This window comes from Paenibacillus sp. yr247, assembly GCF_900103825.1.
Lineage (GTDB): Bacteria > Bacillota > Bacilli > Paenibacillales > NBRC-103111 > Paenibacillus_E.
This window is the reverse complement of sequence record NZ_FNIF01000001.1, coordinates 96,432-114,732: the sequence shown is the minus strand read 5'-3', so window position 1 is coordinate 114,732 and position 18,301 is coordinate 96,432. Positions and strand designations below refer to the sequence as shown.

14 protein-coding genes, 1 pseudogene and 1 other annotated feature are annotated in these 18,301 nt (G+C 44.8%); of the genes and pseudogenes, 6 read left to right on the top strand and 9 right to left on the bottom strand.

Going from position 1 to position 18,301, the window contains the following annotated elements:
• Nucleotides 1-74: 74 nt before the first annotated feature.
• The 4 genes from BLT91_RS00510 to BLT91_RS00495 all read right to left on the bottom strand — a co-directional run bounded on the left by BLT91_RS00510 (nt 75) and on the right by BLT91_RS00495 (nt 5,843).
• On the bottom strand, nt 75-1,655 hold the full coding sequence (locus BLT91_RS00510) for an extracellular solute-binding protein (RefSeq protein WP_090815503.1): 1,581 nt from the start codon (nt 1,653-1,655) through the stop codon (nt 75-77).
• A 57-nt stretch (nt 1,656-1,712) separates the two neighbouring features.
• Entirely contained in the window at nt 1,713-2,603 is an 891-nt protein-coding gene (locus tag BLT91_RS00505; RefSeq protein ID WP_090815501.1) for a carbohydrate ABC transporter permease, read from the bottom strand.
• Nucleotides 2,604-2,657: 54 nt separating this feature from the next.
• Nucleotides 2,658-3,581 carry an ABC transporter permease gene (locus BLT91_RS00500; RefSeq protein ID WP_090815499.1) on the bottom strand — a complete coding sequence of 308 codons (924 nt, stop codon included), beginning with the start codon at nt 3,579-3,581 and terminating at the stop codon, nt 2,658-2,660.
• Between the two features lie 171 nt (nt 3,582-3,752).
• The gene (locus BLT91_RS00495) at nt 3,753-5,843 is read right to left on the bottom strand and encodes a helix-turn-helix domain-containing protein (protein ID WP_217635164.1); all 2,091 of its coding nucleotides are present in this window, start codon (nt 5,841-5,843) and stop codon (nt 3,753-3,755) included.
• A 121-nt stretch (nt 5,844-5,964) separates the two neighbouring features.
• Between BLT91_RS00495 and BLT91_RS31125 the strand changes: the two genes are divergently transcribed.
• On the top strand, nt 5,965-6,108 hold the full coding sequence (locus tag BLT91_RS31125; RefSeq protein WP_175532022.1) for a hypothetical protein: 144 nt from the start codon (nt 5,965-5,967) through the stop codon (nt 6,106-6,108).
• A 274-nt stretch (nt 6,109-6,382) separates the two neighbouring features.
• On the opposite strand, the pseudogene BLT91_RS00490 reads toward BLT91_RS31125, so the two are convergent.
• A pseudogene (locus tag BLT91_RS00490) lies at nt 6,383-6,517 on the bottom strand (LLM class flavin-dependent oxidoreductase); the annotation flags it as partial.
• 128 nt (nt 6,518-6,645) lie between these two features.
• Between BLT91_RS00490 and BLT91_RS00485 the strand changes: the two are divergent.
• The 5 genes from BLT91_RS00485 to BLT91_RS00470 all read left to right on the top strand — a co-directional run bounded on the left by BLT91_RS00485 (nt 6,646) and on the right by BLT91_RS00470 (nt 9,701).
• Nucleotides 6,646-7,746, top strand: a complete 1,101-nt coding sequence (locus BLT91_RS00485) for an alpha/beta hydrolase (protein WP_254776731.1) — start codon at nt 6,646-6,648, stop codon at nt 7,744-7,746.
• A 567-nt stretch (nt 7,747-8,313) separates the two neighbouring features.
• Complete coding sequence (locus tag BLT91_RS32505) at nt 8,314-8,673, top strand: hypothetical protein (protein ID WP_254776730.1); 360 nt, start codon at nt 8,314-8,316, stop codon at nt 8,671-8,673.
• Between the two features lie 14 nt (nt 8,674-8,687).
• On the top strand, nt 8,688-8,930 hold the full coding sequence (locus BLT91_RS33755; protein WP_368086767.1) for a DUF4183 domain-containing protein: 243 nt from the start codon (nt 8,688-8,690) through the stop codon (nt 8,928-8,930).
• A gap of 85 nt (nt 8,931-9,015) precedes the next feature.
• Nucleotides 9,016-9,300, top strand: a complete 285-nt coding sequence (locus BLT91_RS00475) for a DUF4183 domain-containing protein (RefSeq protein ID WP_090815491.1) — start codon at nt 9,016-9,018, stop codon at nt 9,298-9,300.
• A gap of 32 nt (nt 9,301-9,332) precedes the next feature.
• Nucleotides 9,333-9,701 carry a multicopper oxidase domain-containing protein gene (locus BLT91_RS00470; RefSeq protein WP_254776729.1) on the top strand — a complete coding sequence of 123 codons (369 nt, stop codon included), beginning with the start codon at nt 9,333-9,335 and terminating at the stop codon, nt 9,699-9,701.
• Between the two features lie 12 nt (nt 9,702-9,713).
• Here the strand turns inward: BLT91_RS00470 and ileS are convergent, their stop codons facing one another.
• The 4 genes from ileS to BLT91_RS00450 all read right to left on the bottom strand — a co-directional run bounded on the left by ileS (nt 9,714) and on the right by BLT91_RS00450 (nt 18,289).
• The gene (gene ileS / locus BLT91_RS00465) at nt 9,714-12,794 is read right to left on the bottom strand and encodes an isoleucine--tRNA ligase (protein ID WP_090817125.1); all 3,081 of its coding nucleotides are present in this window, start codon (nt 12,792-12,794) and stop codon (nt 9,714-9,716) included.
• 61 nt (nt 12,795-12,855) lie between these two features.
• Nucleotides 12,856-13,114: a binding site (T-box leader), on the bottom strand.
• A gap of 90 nt (nt 13,115-13,204) precedes the next feature.
• Entirely contained in the window at nt 13,205-13,615 is a 411-nt protein-coding gene (locus BLT91_RS31120) for a hypothetical protein (RefSeq protein WP_175532021.1), read from the bottom strand.
• A 431-nt stretch (nt 13,616-14,046) separates the two neighbouring features.
• Nucleotides 14,047-16,515: a carbohydrate-binding protein gene (locus BLT91_RS00455; RefSeq protein WP_175532020.1), complete on the bottom strand. Its 2,469-nt coding sequence runs from the start codon at nt 16,513-16,515 to the stop codon at nt 14,047-14,049.
• Between the two features lie 223 nt (nt 16,516-16,738).
• On the bottom strand, nt 16,739-18,289 hold the full coding sequence (locus BLT91_RS00450; RefSeq protein WP_090815485.1) for an extracellular solute-binding protein: 1,551 nt from the start codon (nt 18,287-18,289) through the stop codon (nt 16,739-16,741).
• Between the last annotated feature and the right edge of the window lie 12 nt (nt 18,290-18,301).

Below are 18,301 nucleotides of genomic sequence, written 5' to 3'. Positions count from 1 at the left end.
CGGCCTGCCGCAGGCGATCACGCCGGCTGCTGCCCTTTCGGCCCCATGCTCTTTACTTATTTGTTATTCTTCTCTTACTTAATGCCTTTTTCGTCATAGTAAGCCGTAGCTTGCTTCTTAACATAATCGAGAACTTTATCGATGCCAGCTGCTTTCAGCTTATCCTGGTAAGTCTTGATGGCTTGGTCGACGTTCGGAACTAATCCCATCATGAGCGGCTTGCCGTATTGGTCAATGACTTGATTTACAGCAGCGTACTCTGTCTTCACAGCATCATAGTCCATGGATATCGGCGAGAAAATGTCCGGCTTGCTCATCTTGGAGAATTCTTCGTTCAGCTTATCCAGTCCATCCCAACCGCCAACGCTGGTTTTCATAAGAGGCTTATTTCTCCAGCCCCAATCAGCGATGCCATAGCCTTGAACTTTAGCAGCATCCTGGCTCTTGGATGGAGTGACGATATTTTTACCGTCATTGATCAAATCATAGTGATAGCCCTCAATGCCATAGGTGATCAGGTTATAATACTTCGCATCGGTCCTGATCTTCTCCAGTACCATGAGCGAACGCTCCGGGTTGGCTGCGCTCTTCGGTATCGCCATTGCGTTGGCAATAGCCATCGTCGGCATTGCAAAGCCTTGCATTCTTGTGTAAGGGAAGTAGCCAAGTTCCATCTTCGGATCTTTCTTCTGTATGTCAGTAATGAATCCCGCTGCGCCAGGGGGATTGCGCCAGTAGACGGCACCCGTGCCCGTCTTGATCAGGTCACCCGCTTCTTGCTTGGAGGACAGCGTGTTCTTTGACCAGTAGCCTTTGTCTGCCCATTCCTTCATTTTCTTAACCCATGCCTCATATTCCGGAGTGAATGGGTAAGCAACGATATCTCTAGGGCTGTTGTAGTTTTTAGCTACGACAACACCACTCTCTCCGCCGATCGTCTGGTAACCGTTAACTGCAGAGAACAAGGTACTAACTTCGTTCCATGCACTTCCGTTGATCGGGATAACGTTTTGCTTATTTTTCTTGATGCCATCCAAGTACGCCTCGATGGAAGAAAGGTCTTTAATTTCCGGAAGGTTCAGTTCTTTTCTCCAGTCCTCGCGGTAAACGATACCGTTCGGCGTGTATTCCGGGTTCGTGTTCGGAATCGCGTAAATTTTGCCTCCAATGGTGACGTCACTCCAATCCTGCGCCGATACTTGCTTTTGAACCTGAGGCATGTACTTTGGAAGCATTGCTGTCAGATCCGTGAATGCACCTTGCTTCGCATACTTGAAGTAGCCTGCCCAAGAGGAGGCAAAGATCATATCGATCTTCTCACCTGCCGTTAGCAGCAGGTTGTACTTCGTCTGCCAATCATTCCAAGTGGTGAAGTTCAATTTAACGGTTGCGTTCAGATCCTTCTTCAGCATTTTGTTGAATTCGTCCATAACCTTAGGCGTATCCTTATTGGCATCACCTACCAGATACCATACGAGCTCAACCGATTTCGAAATGTCCGGTCCGTTCGGTGCAGGTGCAGCTGTCTGGTTTGCGTCTGTCTTCGCAGGTGCTGTTGCTTCCGGCTTTGTTCCGCTACTGCTGCTGCCGCAACCCGACAAGGCCGTCGCTGCCAGCATGACGCCAGCTAGAATAATTCCGATCTTTCTTTTCATTTATGACTCCTCCTTAGTAATGGATAAACGATATCTATGTTAGCCGTGTAACCGGTTCTAACCTTTGACTGCGCCGATAGTCAGTCCTTTTACGAAGTATTTCTGCACGAATGGATACAGAAGGACGATTGGCCCTGTAACAACGACGGCGACAGCCATTTTCAGCGTCTCGGCAGGGGCTTTGAAATTGACGGCAGCCAAATTTGCGGCGATGTCCGTACGCAGTACGGCGGCATTCGCGAGAATCTTGTACAAGAAGAACTGCAGCGGAAACTTGCTTTCCGTCGTGATGAAGATGTTGGCGGTAAACCAGTCGTTCCAATAACCAAGAGCGAGGAACAGTCCGATCGTGGCGAGCCCTGGCGTAGATAAGGGAAGGATCAGGCGGCTGTAGATCGTAAAATCGTTTGCGCCATCGATCCGAGCCGATTCAACGATAGAGTCCGGAATTGATTTCATAAAGTTCTTCATAAGAATGATATTCCAGGCACTAATGAGTGCGGGAACCAGCATAGCCAAATAGCTGTCTTTCCAATCCAGATACTTAACGACGAGAATGTACCACGGGATCAAGCCCCCGCTGAACAGCGTCGTAAAGTACATGAAGAATGCGACTGAGTTACGGTATTTGAAATCATTGCGAGCGAGTACGTATCCCGCCATGGACGTAAGGAACAAGCCAAAGATAGTTCCAATGACAGTAAGGCAAATTGTCACCCAATAGGCGCGAAAAATTTGCTCGGGGTTGGTGAAGACGGCCTTGTAAGCATCGATAGACAGCTCGTTCGGCCAAAGCTTAAACCCTTCCCCGATGATTTCATTCTCCGACGTAAACGAACCTGAAATAATTAACCAGAACGGCAGTAGGCAGAGCACGGTCAGGAGCGCTACCGTTCCATAAGCAATGACCATAAAAGCAATCGTCGCCGAGTCTTTTTTACGTCTCACGGTAGTCCCTCCTAAGAGTTTTGCTTTAGCAAAACTGGCTTCGTAAGCATTTCCTTAGAACAATGCGTAATCTTCGCGGACTTTTTTCACAATAAAGTTGACAGTCATAACTAGCAGGAAGCCGAAGAACGATTGGTACAAGCCTGCAGCAGATCCCATCCCAATATCAAAATTTACCGCCAACGCCCGATACACATACGTATCGATAATATCCGTCGCGTCATAGAGCATGCCGTTGTTGCCAATGATCTGATAGAACAGGTCAAACTGCCCTTTAAGAATGCCCCCGAGGCTGAAAATGACAAGCAAAATAAAGGTTGGAGTCAAAAGCGGAATCGTGATGTGACGAATTTGTTGAAAAATATTAGCTCCGTCGATTTCAGCCGCTTCGTAATACTCATCGCTGATGCTCATAATGGCGGCCAAGTAAATGACCGTTCCGTAGCCGAGACCTTTCCAGACATTGAAGAAGACAATGATGTACTTCCACGGTGCCGTATTCAGATAGAAGTCATACGGCTGCGCCCCTAGCTGCTTCAACAGTGTGTTGATCACGCCAGTATCAGAGTTGAACAGGTTGAATACGAAAGCTCCTACAAGAACCCACGAGATAAAAAACGGTAAAAACATGATGGATTGCGTTGCTTTTTTAAAGTATTTGTGGGCAATCTGGCTTAGGAAGATAGCACAAACCAACTGCAGGAAGTTACCGATAAAAATAAAGGCCAAATTGTACACGACCGTATTTTTAGTCAAGTTCCAAAGCGTACCCGATTGATACAAAAACTTAAAGTTCATAATACCGATGAATTCGCTGCCAAAAATCCCACCGTCGAAGCTGAACTTCGTAAAGGCCAGATATACACCCACCATGGGAATATAGCTGAAAACGATGAAAAATAGGATCGCGGGAGCTACCATCAGAAACATGATTTTATTCCTGGACAATTCAGTCCAGAAGCCTTTTAAAGCCGTCATCGCTTACTCACCTCCAAACTTCTTGGATTGTGTATGTTGTTGTTTGCAAGGCCAATCTTAGGCCTTTTTCCAAGGAAGGAGCAACTATAAATATGCGATCATTATCATTTTTTGCTTCATTGCGGGGTTATTTTCCCCGCACTGAGTCACTTTTTCCGCTATACAGGGCACTCAACTGATATCTCTGACCACTTCGTCCTGCAGCCGTCCGTTTTTGCGGAAGTCAGCCGGAGTGACGCCGTTGATTTTCTTAAAAGCTTTGTAGAAATACGGACTGTTCGAGAAGCCTGTTTTTTCCGCAATATCCCCTATGGGAAGTTCGGTAGTAAGCAGAAGCTCTCTTGCTTTATCCATTCTCACTTCAATGATGTAGTTCAGGATTGTGTTTAAGGTAATCTTCTTGAACAAACGGCCGATATACGTTGCAGACAAGCCCATCTCCTCGGCAATCCCGTCCAGGGAAAGCTCCTGAAGCATATATTTCTGCTGCACAATGATGATAATTTTGCCTACCACCTCGTCGTGCCGCGTGTTTTTCTTATCCTCTAGACTAGCGGAGACGTGCTCGAATACCTCAAAGAAAGGACGGTACATGTCGGTGACCAGTTCTGCATCATTTAGACCGGAAAGAAGTGCATTGATATTTAAATCCCAGGATATATCGTTGTTTTTCTGAATGGTAGAAACAGCGTTATTTACAGCAAAAGCCAAGTGCGAAACAGCCAGATGATACGACATATAGGAATAGCCGGCCGTTTCCTCAACGATCTCACGGAATATGCGCTGCGCTTCGGCAATCCGACACAGCATCAGTTCTTCGATCAGCAGCTTCTCCTTCGAGATCGGGTAAACATAGGGTTTACTCTTGAGCGACTCGATTTGCTCCGCGTAAATAAGACACCCATGTCCGAAAAATAACCGATGGAATAGTGCTTCCGTCGCCTGAACGTATAAGCGGCTGACGCTTCGTGCATCTTCACCGATCGTACTCACCGCGACCGATACGGATACTTTAATATACACCGCCACGGAGGATTGAATTTGACGCCATAGACTTTCAGGCAGGACTGAATAACTATCAGGTGCAGGTTCACGTACGTTGAGCAGAATCGCAATGCGGTCGTCTCCCATATCTACGGCAAAGGAAGGGCAGAAGGGATTCAACAGCTCCTGGGCGATGTTCATAATCCCAATTTTGAGCAAGCTTCTATCGCCAGCATTGTATCTCTCCACCAGCTCCCGGTAACCGTCGATCTTCAGCACGATAACAGCAAAACGCTTTTTGGCGTCCAAGCGAATTTCATGCAGCTTGAACTTCTCTTCTAAGCCAGGCGGATTACCGCTTCCCGATCCTAAAAGCAGATTGCGAACCAGGTCTTGCCTTAAAGCCATGAAATGGTTTCTTCGTTCAGTCTCCAGTGTCACCAGCTTCACCAGCTTGCGGTTTACATTCAAAGACAATTTACGCGAGATCAGGTAGGAGGTCAGAAGTCCGAGTAATAGAATAGCAACCGCTATCGCTATGGTATAGATCCTCATATGATTGATGCCGCTTGTAATGACGCTGTAAGGTGCTATCCTGATATAACGCCAGCCTAGAACGTCAGGTGCTGTATAAGTCACCAAGGATTTAACCCCATCCGCATCAGACACAAAATATCCTTCGGATTCGCCGCTTCTGAGCACCTCTTGTATGTAAGGTTTATTGGTCAGTTCCGTAAGCATGGCATTCTTCCAGCTGTTCGTAATAAGGGTTCCGCGGTCGTCGATGATAAAGGTGTTTTTGTCTGAATTGGCGATCATGCCGTCGATGTTTTTGTGCATTTGCGTTTCGGATATATTGACGATAATGACGTTCTTTTCATTTTTATGGGAAAGAGTGTCGTACAACAGGAAGGTATAACAGTCCCGTTCCTTCTCTTGATTGTTCAACATGAGGCTCTCAAACGGAATTTTACGCGGGATCGGCATCAACGTCTTGTAATCCGAAACATGCTTCACCATTTGAACGGCTGTCGTATCGTAAAACTCACTCGCCTTCCAGACTGAATTGGCACTGATGTCGGCGCTCGTATAGAACGTATCCGTTTGGTAGTTATAAATGTAGATGGAATCGATGAAAAGGGAAGTAGCCCGATAGGAGTTCAGCTGAGCCATCGCCGTGCTTGTATCGAGAGGGTCTCCCGACGAGAAGTAAAGCAACTTGGACACATTCATGTCATTATATATTTGTTTGGCAAAGGTGCGGGCATTAACCGCCATGATGGAAGCCTCTTGGCTTGTTTGTGCTAGAGTATTCATTGTGGAGCTGTACGTCTGCTTTAGGGAAATATCTTCGAAATAAAAATGAAGAATTCCCGACAACACCACAATAGTTAAAGCGATGGTCAAACTAAAAGATCTAAAAATTGAAGCGGAGAATTTAACGCTGGAATCGGACGCTTTTATTTTCAACATCGTCACCCCATTTTCTGAAATCGATTTCATTCAAAACTGCAAAACACGGCGATATGCAGACATTGATTAATGCTGTTCGTGATCGATATGTCCTTAATATCCTTCATGCTCAAAAATAAAATGGTATCGTTTTCAACTCATTATAGTATAGCGTGAAATCGGTTTCAATTAGTTTTCAGATATAAGTTACACTATTGATCATTACCCATTTTATTCCACATGTAATTATCAATCAACAAAAATTTATATTGAGCTATCTTGCCCGTTAAATGAGAAGGCTGCCGATCCAATGCTTTTCGGCAGCCTTCCTTCGATTAATTTTAATATTTGACAAGGCGCTGTGTTTACATCTTCGCTTCGTTCACTGCTTCCCATCTTGATATTTCTTCTCGAACCCGAGGAGCCACCTCTGTTCCAAGCAGATCGATGGCCTTCATGACATCCTCATGAGGCATCGTGCCAACCGGTACGTGCATCATAATTGTCGAATAAGACGAAGTCAAAACTTCTGTTTTGAGGTGATACATAAGAATATTTGTCTCAGGAAATGTTATTTAAATATAACATTAAATGTTATTTAAATATAACATTAATTGAGGAGTTAATTATGAAGAATAAAGGAATAACATTAGTAGCAACGAGCTTAACGTTCATGCTTGTAGCGTCTGGCTGCGGTTCAATGAATTCAAATGGAGTAAAAACATCTCTAGCCAATCCAACACAAGCAAAAATTTCCAATTATTCAGAACCTTCACAACAACCCGTGAAGCAGAATGAAGTCTTCCTTGAACCAGCAGCTCAGAAGGTTGTAGAGAAGACCGCTAACCCACCGTATCCGTTTGACCTTGGCCCAGTAAAAGCCCGTGAGGCTCTTGATAAAGTTCAATCCGGTCCCGTTAAAAAGCCTCCTGTGGATATACAAGATCTAACGATTCCAGGCGGACCTACTCGAAAGGTTTCCATACGAATTATTAAACCGAAAAACGCACCAAAAAATCTACCCGTAATTCTGTATAGTCACGGGGGTGGTTGGGTATTGGGTAATTCACATACGCATGATCGCCTAATACGTGAGCTTGCAGTAGGTTCACAGTCAGCCGTCGTTTTCACAAATTTTAGTCTCTCACCTGAAGCCAAATATCCAGTTGCCCTAGAAGAGGTTTACACGGTCTTAGATTGGGTCGCTAAAAACGGCAAGAAGTACGGGATGAATGAGAAAAAAATTACGGTAGCCGGTGATAGTGTCGGAGGAAATATCTCAGCAGCAATTACGCTACTGGCCAAAGAACGCAAGGGTCCGAAAATCGAGAAGCAGCTGCTTTTTTATCCTGTAACAAATGCAGCATTCGATACAGCTTCCTATGATCAGTTCGCTAAAGGCTACTACCTCCGTCGCGATTCGATGCAATGGTTCTGGGACCAGTACACGACCAATCCGAAGCAAAGAGAAGAAATATACGCCTCTCCGCTTCGTGCATCTAATGAGCAATTAAAAGGGCTTCCTAAAGCACTAATCATTACAGATGAAGCAGATGTATTACGAGATGAGGGAGAGGCTTACGCTATCAAGCTTCGACAAGCTGGGGTTCCAGTAACTTCAGTGCGTTTTCAAGGCATTATCCATGACTTTGTCATGCTTAATGACTTGGCTGAAACCGAATCAACTCGCGGCGCTATGCTGCTCAGCAACGCTTGGCTAAAGCAATAGCAAAGTAAGAGGAACTGGCATGATTATGTATGATTGATGAACGAACCCGTCCCAGTCCTCGCGGACTAAAAATGCGTTTTAAGTATATTGTGATGCTTTAAAAGCATACGTTGTGACAAGAAGAAGGCGTGCGATTTTGTACGCCTTCTTCTTGAATGATAACCATATTAGAATTATTTTATTAATTAACAATGATTATGTTGCGCCGAAGGAACGAATACTCCCAAATGTTCCTGATCGATATGCTCAATTGCCTATTTTCAGAAAGATAGATTTCAGTCTATTAACTATTGGTTAAATGACCATTCTTCAAAGTGTTTGATGGCATAAAATAGGCATAGAAATAAAATGGAAATAAATCAAGGTAAAAAGCCGGAGATTTCTGACGTGGGAGGTGATCTTATTTGAAGGACTGCAAAGACCGTAAGAAAAAACGGAGTAAATTCATCCTCTTAAAGAGAAAAAAAGGCGTGCCCGTCAGGAAAATTTGTGCTCTGAAAAGGAAAAATAAACGTAAAAAGCTTAAGGTCATCAGAAGGAAATCTGGGCGAAAGAAGGCCATCCGTCGTGTTTATGTGCCTGGCCTGCAAGGAATACAGGGACCACCAGGATTACAAGGCCCTCCAGGTACTCAAGGGGAACAAGGTCTTCCAGGATTACAAGGTCCGCCGGGGCCTCCAGGGAAACAAGGTCTTCCAGGATTACAAGGCCCGCCGGGATCTCCAGGGGAACAAGGTCTTCCAGGATTACAAGGCCCGCCGGGATCTCCAGGGGAACAAGGTCTTCCGGGACTACAAGGCCCGCCGGGGCCTCCAGGGGAACAGGGTCTTCCAGGATTACAAGGTCCGCCGGGGCCACAAGGACCACCAGGCCCCCTCCCCGAAGTCACCATTATACCTGCGGTTAATAGATATATTTATAATCTGAGTTCAGATTTAGTCTTGACGTCCCATGAAGCTTTTCCGGCCAATCTATTTAAAGACGATGCTGGAAATATAATTTCCGTTTTTTCAGGCCTCGGTCCAAATAGTTTTAATAATCTTTTTATCAACGGGATATTGCAAGAGGGAAACGTATATAGCGTAAGCCCAAATACATTAACCTTGAACCCCCAAAGTAGCACTATTTATTCGGGCACGCCGATTACTCTTGAAACCATACAATTCATTGCCCAAGTCTCATAAAAATAGGTTTACTCATTCAATGATTCGCCCTTCCCCTGCTGCGTCTTCTAGCATCTAATAGAGATAGAAAGAGAGGTGATAGAAGATGCCGATAACAAAACCCTTTATTGCTGGCAGAAGGTTTACTTCCACAATAGGAGCTGGGACAGGTACAGGTGCGACGTTTGCGATTGCAGCTACAGCTTTCACAGCTGACACCGGAGCAGCTGCTACAGCATTCCCAGCTTCCCCAGCGTATTACAATCTTTACATTAACGCTATGCTTCAGACTGCTGATACTTCAACAGCTACCACTACGTCGATTACTATTCCAGGTGGAGACGTACTTGATCCATCAACCCCAGTTACAGTTGAGTTTGTTGTAACTTAATCAGTCTTAATTTTTCGCTGCTGACAATTCTTATGGATTGTTGGCAGTTACACATTGTGCCGACAACCGGCTTTGCTCGTCAGAATCAAGGATCAATATGGTCGATCCTTGAATTTACTGATGGAAAAATGTGGACGGATCAAATATCCGAAAGAATTGAATTACATACCGTTGAAGTTTGGCGAATCATTAATCTGATCGATGACGATCCTCACCCCATCTATCTCCATTTGGTTGACTTTCAAATTCTTGATCGCCAGCCTTTTAATGTTGCACATTATGGATATAAAGATACAGTTCAGACCCATCTTATGCAGATTGTGGCTTTCTATGTAATAATACAGCAAAAAAGGCTGCCGAGTCACAAACTCAACAGCAGCCTAATTTATTTAAGACTTTGAATCTCCAATTTCTCACTCAATTAGCATGTGTATGATCTTATCCCCGATCGAGACTGGCTCCATGTCGGTTTCCTTAGCATATCTAACTCCGGATAACAGTACATTCTCACTCAACACATGATCAAAACGCTCAAGCGCTTCTTTCATCTGTGCATCAACATTGAGAACAAGGTTGACGCGTTTTTCAATCGGCAAATCCAGCTTCTTACGGTAATCCTGAATAGCGCGAATGACTTCGCGAACAAGGCCTTCTTGTTCAAGCTCAACTGTTATCATTGTATTTAGAGCCACTGTGATCTGGTAACCAGTTGCGGAAGCGAAACCTTCTTTTGCCTGCTTATCTACTAGGATCTCATCAAGAGTTATATGCAGCAGTTCTCCGTCGATCATAAACTCTAGATAACCATTATCAACAGCATTTTTAGCTTCTGAAGTGGACAACTGCTTTAAATGGTTTTGCACCGGTCCGACGAATTTCCCGTACTTTTTCCCAGCCACTTTAAGGTTTAGCTTCAAATTGAAGTCAACGTAGCCGATGTCATTTTGTTCTACGTGAATTTCTTTGACGTTGATTTCATCTTTAATGATATCCTCAAATCGACTTAGGTTGAAATCATGATCAAGTGAGATAATCAATTCAGACAAAGGCTGTCGAGTCTTGATTCCCGTTTCGTTTCGAACGCTGCGAGCCAGCTCAACAATTTGCCTTGCTGTTTCCATGTCGCTTTCCAGTGTCAAATCGATTAAGGATTCGTTAATCTTTGGGTAGTCCGCCAGATGCACGCTCCCTTCACCACCAAGGTTACCGTAAATGTCTTCGGCAATTAGCGGAGCATATGGGGCGATCATCCGCGCCAAAGTCAGTAGTACTTCTCGCAGTGTTTGATACCCGGACACTTTATCCGCGGTCATCCCGCTGCCCCAGAAACGGTCACGAGAACGACGAATATACCAGTTGCTGAGCTCGTCGACGAACTTTTCAATACGCTTTGCTGGATTTAAAAAGTCATTGCCTTCCAACCCTTTTATTACACTTTGCAGGGTGCTGTTCAACGTCGATAAAACCCAGCGATCCAATTGGTTTATGGAAGGCCGGGCAGGGTACTCTTCCGGCTTATATTGATCAATCGTAGCGTAGAGCGCATAGAAAGCGTGCGTGTTGTTCATCGTATCGACCACTTTGGATTTTGCTTCGGCTACAATTTGTTTAGAGAATCGTTTGCTATTCCATGGTGCACTGTCGGAAAGCAAAGCCCAACGGAAAGCATCAGCACCAAACTCATCGATGATTTCCCAAGGATCAACGACGTTTCCCTTGCTCTTGGACATTTTTTGTCCGTTTTCATCCAGAACATGTCCTGTAGAAATAACCCCTTTGTACGGTGATTTCCCGTTATAAAGCGTAGATACTGCAAGTAAGCTAAAGAACCAGCCTCTTGTTTGATCGATCCCCTCACAGATCATATCGGCAGGGTACTGGTCTTGGAACTGCCTCTCATCGCCAAATGGATGATGATGCTGCGCAAATGGCATCGACCCACTGTCGAACCATACGTCGATTACTTCCGGAGTACGTTCCATCGTGCCACCGCAAGAACAACGTAGCTTCACTTCATCAATGTAAGGCTTGTGAAGCTCCAAGTTCTCGTCAATCGATTGCACCGCTTTTTCTCTCAGGTCTTTATGACTTCCCGGCGCATATTCTGAACCGCAATCCTGGCACACCCAGACGTTAAGAGGCGTACCCCAATAGCGATTTCGGCTGATATTCCAATCAACAAGCTCTTCGAGGAACTTGCCGAAACGTCCTTCTCGAAGGTGAGAAGGGTGCCAGTCGATCTTGCTGTTGTTCTCGATTAGTTGATCTTTGACCGCTGTTGTTTTTATGAACCAACTTTCAGTAGCATAATACAGCAACGGAGATTTACACCGCCAGCAGAAAGGATAGCTGTGCTCGTAACGCTCTTTGGAGAATAACAAATTACGCTCGGACAAGTTTTTCACGATATCGACATCGCAATCTTTGACGAACCGACCAGCGAAATTGCTGATTTGATTTGTATAGCGTCCGGATAAATCGACTACATTCAAGAAATCCAGTCCGTGCTTGCGGGTCGTATGGTAATCGTCTTCACCATGAGCCGGAGCGATATGAACGATACCAGTACCGCTCGTATCACTGACATAATCTGCTTCTACGACGATATGCCCCTTGTTCAATTGAATATAACCGAAAGGAGGCTCATAAGGAGTACCTATAAACTCTAATCCTTTATGCGTAGATAAGATTTCGTAGTTATCTTTCATGACCTTTTCCACCAGATTTTCAGCAAGGATATACACTTCACCATTGTGTTTTACTTTGACATAGTCGATGTTTTTATTGACAGCTAACGCGACGTTTGCAGGAAGCGTCCAAGGCGTTGTCGTCCATGCTAGGAAGATTTCGTCGCTGCTTTTGCTTCTGAATTTAACGGTAGCACTCAAATCTTTTACATCCTCATAACCTTGAGCCACTTCGTGAGAACTCAGTGTCGTTTGACAATCAGGACAGTATGGACTAACGCGATGACCTTTGTATAGCAGTCCTTTGTTATGGATCACGGATAAAATGTGCCACACGCTCTCTATATAATCGTTTGTAAGTGTAACATACGGATTATCCATATCCGTCCAATAAGCAATGCCTTCGGTAAGCTCGCGCCATTGCTTCTCATACTCGAATACACTGCTTTTACACATCTCCACGAATTTGGCTACACCATAATTTTCGATCTCTTGTTTCCCAGAGATACCCAGTTGTTTTTCCACACCGAGCTCTACTGGAAGGCCGTGCGTATCCCATCCGGCTTTACGGACAACTCGGTATCCAGTCATGGTTTTGTAACGGCAGATGAAATCTTTAATTACTCGCCCAAGAACGTGGCCGATATGTGGCTTTCCATTTGCTGTCGGAGGCCCCTCATAAAAAACAAAGTTCATCTTTCCCTCGCGATTTTTTATTGACTGGTGAAACGTGTCGTTTAGTTCCCACTGTTTAAGAACACGTAGTTCACGGGTTCTTGCCTTTTCTTTTACATCAACTTTTCTCAAGCTTGTCATCCCTTTTCCACCTTTTATTGGTTTTTTGGCAAAACAAAAAAAATCCCGTCCCATAAGGGACGAGATTCTAACTCGCGATACCACCCTTGTTTCGTAATGATCTTGGAGTAAACGATCATACGACACCTCACCCAACGTACTATCATACGCGGCCCTTTTAACGGTGGGATTCCCGGGGCAGCTTACTCGATTGCTTCAGCTTTCCTTCTCGGAGAGGATTTTCAGCTAAGTCTTGAACGTTGGCTTCCAGCGCATGGCCAACTCTCTGGGGGACAAGGGCTTAACGTACTCGTTCTCGTCAATGAATTTATTCAGAACATTCAGTTACTTCATTTTTACACCAAGTTCAATAAAAAGTCAAATGAGTTGTGGTTCTCTCAGTTCTTTTGGATTCTTATGGGTTAAATCCCAAAGCCACTCATCAACGGCACAATGAATTTAAGCATACCCATACCTATTTTCATGAAACCGCCCAAAGATCCCAAAAAACCTCCGCCTCCCTTACCACCTAAACCACCAAAAAGTCCGCCCAAACCACCCAAATTACCTAGCAAGCCAGCCAAGCCACCTATTCCTGAAATGTTTACATCAGCCTTAGTCGAATTTTTAGGGAGAGTCTTTTTCCCCTTTACACCTTCAAAAAGTAATTCTTGACCTTGCAGATCACGAACAATGCCACAGTAGCAACTTCCATCCCTTAAAACAATAAGAACGGGCACCTTATTTATAACATCCTTAATTTGGGCAGTCACTTGTGCAATTTCCCTGTTCCTCGATCGTCTCTTAGTGGACTTATATTTTGTTTTCTTCATCTCACAAGCACTTCCTCTCATCGTACTCGTCCCTTGTCTTCTATTCTATGACGACTCATTTGAAGTTGACTGAGCATATATGGAGAAAGAAATGAATTCATCGCAAAAATTTATTACTAGTATTTGGAGTGGGGATCCCAATTATTACTATATTATAGACTTCATTGGCCTTTAAGGCATATAACTGCAGACCTGGTGATAGTGGTTATTACTATGCCACCTTGACAATTAAAAAAATAATCAAATCAACATCAACGCCAAGGCGATGAAATTCTGAAATCAGCGGCAGACAAGAACATGAAAACAACGTTCCTAGCTGCCGCTGCTTATTAATCTTTTGTTGAATGACTTTTGATCTTTTCTGCCGTTATCAAAGAGGAATTAGATTTAGTTTTTAGAGCGCCGTTTTGTTATGATTCACTTTTTACGTCTTACTTTTGTACTAATTCAAAATCATCGAATGCCGCCCAGTTGCCAGCGTTCGCATCATTCCAAATACCAATCTCAATGGTGCCGTTCGTCACTTGGATGTTATCTATCGTATATTTCGTATAAGTCGATACTGGGCCGGATCCAATAACAGCATCCAGTTCAGCGGCACCGTAGTTTTTCGCAAATAGCTGCAACGCATTTTGTCCCCCGCCGGAGCGTACCCATACGCTGACCGAATAGAGTCCGTTTGGAACTGTCTTCGTTTGAGACGATATTTGTTGGTAACTGGTAGATGCCCAATGGGTTAATTTATAGCTTCCAGTGCGTGGGGTATCCGTGTCTACTTTGTGTGCCGACACTTGACCGGTTGGGTGCCATTCCGACCATCCAGTCAGATCGCCTGTTTCAAAACCGGGATTTGTCAGCAAATTTGTCGGTTGTTGTTGTACGGCAAAATTGATCCAATTAACGTTAAACCCTGATCCGCCTGCATACACACGCAAGGTTTGCTGTCCTGCGTTCAGGTTTACAGTAGTCGTCACGGTTTGCCAATTCTGCCAGCCTCCCGTATTCGGTACAGCTGTTGTTGCTAATACCGTTGCACCCGACTGTAATTGAATCTGACCGGTAGTGTTCGGACTGGCCACGCGGTATTGCACTGTATAGGTTCCAGCTGTCGGTACGTTGACGTTATAATACATCCAGTCGCCCGCATCAATCCAACCTACGTCTAGTCCTCCGCCCGTATCCGTCGTAGTTTCCAATTGTATGCCGCTCATCGCGCTAAAGTCTTCGGCTTCGATTTTCGCAGGAATCGTCGTATAGTTGGGGAAGCCCCTCTTCGCCTTTTGATCCAAATATAAGGATTGCGGCATCAAATCCACTCCCGTACCGATACCCTCTACCAGATCCTGTGGCGCGGAGCCATCCGTAGGCGATACCGTATATGTCACACCGTTTGCGGCCCCTTGTGTTCCGATCACGTAGCCTTGACCCCACTGCTTCGATGTCACAATGGACGACTGTCCGGAGTAGTACGCAACACCGTTTGTATTCCAAATTACCGATTGCGTTGTCGTCCATCCATGCTCTACCGTTCCGAACGGTCTATACTCGGCATCGATAAAGTCACCGTTCATCGTCATGTTATCGAATAAGTTGGCCATACTTAAATGCATATGGAAATCCGATGCCAATCTAGGGAAGTTCGATGTGCTGCTCGTGATGACGTTTCCACTCGTCCACATGCTTCTGAAATTGAAGTTGTGTCTTCCGTTCGTGGCCGTAGCATTTTGCACCAAGTTATCCGAGCCCCTTATGGCATACAAGTATCCGTTGCCGCCTTCGCCTTTATACTGCGGCTTCTGAAAATTGGTATTCTGGATCGTAATTGTACGAGATTGATTGAGCGAAATCCCATAGGATAACACGTGAAAATCTCCGCTATTCGAACTAGGCTTGTAGCTGTTGACGTTATCCACCCAGCCGTTTTTGGCATTTTCGATTGTTATCGCCTTAGAGTCATGCACATCGTAAGCAGCCGTGCCCGGTACGTTGTAATCCAAATCTCCCCATCCCGTTCCCGGATTCTCCTTCATGCCGACGGACAAGTCTTCGATTCCTATTTCCGCAATTGCATCGCCAATCTTATATACACGGGCATTATCTCTTGTTTTCACGTCATAACGAATAGGTATATCGATTGTAAGCGTGTTGGTAGAAGCATCAATACCTGTAATCTTCCGGTAGAACGTCGGTCCCTTCACGGATGCGTCCCATTTACCGGTCATACCGTGCTCGGCAATGAAAGCATCCGTTGCATCGGAGTGCACGATAACAAATTCGTTTACAGAATATCCATTAACACTGTTAACAGGAATTGTCGTGTACAGCGGATGCAGATCACTTCGAACGGAAGTAGGGGTATTCGTTGGCGTAAACCAATCTGCTGACGTTACCGGCGCAACACGGATGACCGCTTTACTGCGCATACTCGCAGAATCATTGTAAATGAACGTTGATGATGTTCCTGCACCCCGGAGCACGACACTATCCTTATTTATCCAGAGTGCACTTATATTCGTTCCTTGCGGCTTAACACGGTACGTGCCAGCAGGTAAATACACAATGCCTCCTCCAGCGGCACCGGCAGCATCGATGGCATTCTGAATGGCATTCGTAGAGTCTAAGGCCCCGCTCGGATCCGCCCCATACTGGGTTACGACGTTATAGGTGGCGCCTGGCGGAGTGGTTGGGATGCTTTTCTCACCTCTCCAATAACCCGCATAAGAAAAGTCCTGAAAAAACCTGCCTTGCGCATCTGTAAACCCCGGGGTCCAATTAGATGGATATAACGAACTTCTCCAAGGTGTGCCTGCATGTGCCGATTCAATAGGCATAACAAATGATAGAACTAACATAAACATCCATACTGTTGCTAACAACTTCCAACCGACCTTCTTTTTCATCAAATGAACCTCCGTCACTTTAATTAGATTTTTTATGCCCGTTATGTTCGGTTTCTGGCTGTCCTTACACCGTTTGATCACCCCCTTAATAAGTTTTAATAAAATGTAAGCGTTTACCATGCATCGCAAGAACGAGTCCCCTTCTCTTGCGGGGACTGTTTTTGTGAAACCATGTATTGGATTGGATTCTTAAGAAGTGGGCAGAACTGCCCCTTAAACATCTTTACTTCGCATTCTTCGCATATTGTGCGCTGAATTCTTCGATAATTTTATCACCACCCGCTTTACGCCACTGCTCGATCGCCTGCTTCCATCCCGCTTCATCCAGCTTGCCCAAAATAAATTTAGTACGGGCATCTTCAATGATCTGTTTTAATTCGCTGCCTTTTGTCGTTTGCGTATTAGAATCAAGCGGGTTAGATGGGTTATTAACGGCAATCGCCTCGTTATCTTTAATCATTTTTCCGTATTTTTCCATCAACTGTGTTTCTTTCCCTGTCGTTTTAGCCGTATATTTCGCTACTTGCAATTGGAGATAACTGGATCCAATTTCTGTGTCCTGCAGCTTTTGGTCGATGAATACCGGTTTGTTTTCTTCTATCTTATAATGTCTTCCTTCAATGCCCCACCCTAACAAATCAAGCATTTTCTGGTCAGATAGCTTATCGTAAAATCCGAGGATCTGCTTCAGTTCAGCTTCTGTCTTCACACTTGATTTCGGAAACATAAATACACTGTTATAGCCTTGACCACCGAATGTCCTTTCACCTTTTGGTCCTTTAATGCGGCTCACCACATCGATATCTGCTCCAGGAAACGTTTTGGTAAGTGTTGCTTGGTAGCCCGCTGCATCAATCATGTTGGAAATTACAGCGCCGGCTTTGCCTTGATTTATATCATCTTTTTTCTGCTGGTTGTTCAGCACAGGGAAGTCCTGTTTAATGAGCTTCTCGTCATAGAGTTTTTTGTAAAATTTCATCGCTTCATAATATTCAGGTGATTGGAAATCCGGGCTCAGCTTGCCGTCCTTCACTTCCCAGCCATTCGGAGCACCCATGTAGGAAGCCAATGTATTAAAACCATCCATCACTTTTTCTTCCGTTAGGCCTACGGTATCCTGCTTTCCGTTCTTATCTGGGTCATTTAATGTAAATGCTTTTAGAACGTTGTAAAGATCGTCTATTGTTTTCGGTTCACTAAGACCAACCGTTTTCAACCAGTCGCTGCGAAAAATAATCCCAGAGGTCGTTAAATCACGGGCACGGTACAATCCATAAATCTTACCATCCACCTTAATATTATCGAATACCGACTTATTCATTTTGGATAAATTAGGGTACTCGCTTAAATACGTGCCAACTTCCCAGAACATACCTGAACGGATAGCACTCAGAATATTAGAATCCTTATTATTTTGTACGAGCATGGCCTTCGGCAGTTCACCAGAACCGATCGTCACATTAACCTTGTCCTTGTAGGAGGAGTTCGGTACCCAAGAGATATCGAGCTTGGTGTTGGTGTATTCTTCGACCTTCTTTTGCACATCGCTGTCTGCCTTCGGAGGCTCAGCATACATTAATGTCATTATGCTCAATTTTAAAGGTTCTTTTTTTACCGCTGTGGTACTCGCTGTGGTACTCGCTGCAGTACTCGAAGCAGTTCCTCCTGCTGTCGGACTCGAATTGCTCCCGCAACCCGTGAGCAATGCCGTTGCTCCTACGATAACACTAATTGCTGTGATTCCTGTTTTTCTCATTTTCAATTGACGTTTCATTGTGGTGTTGCC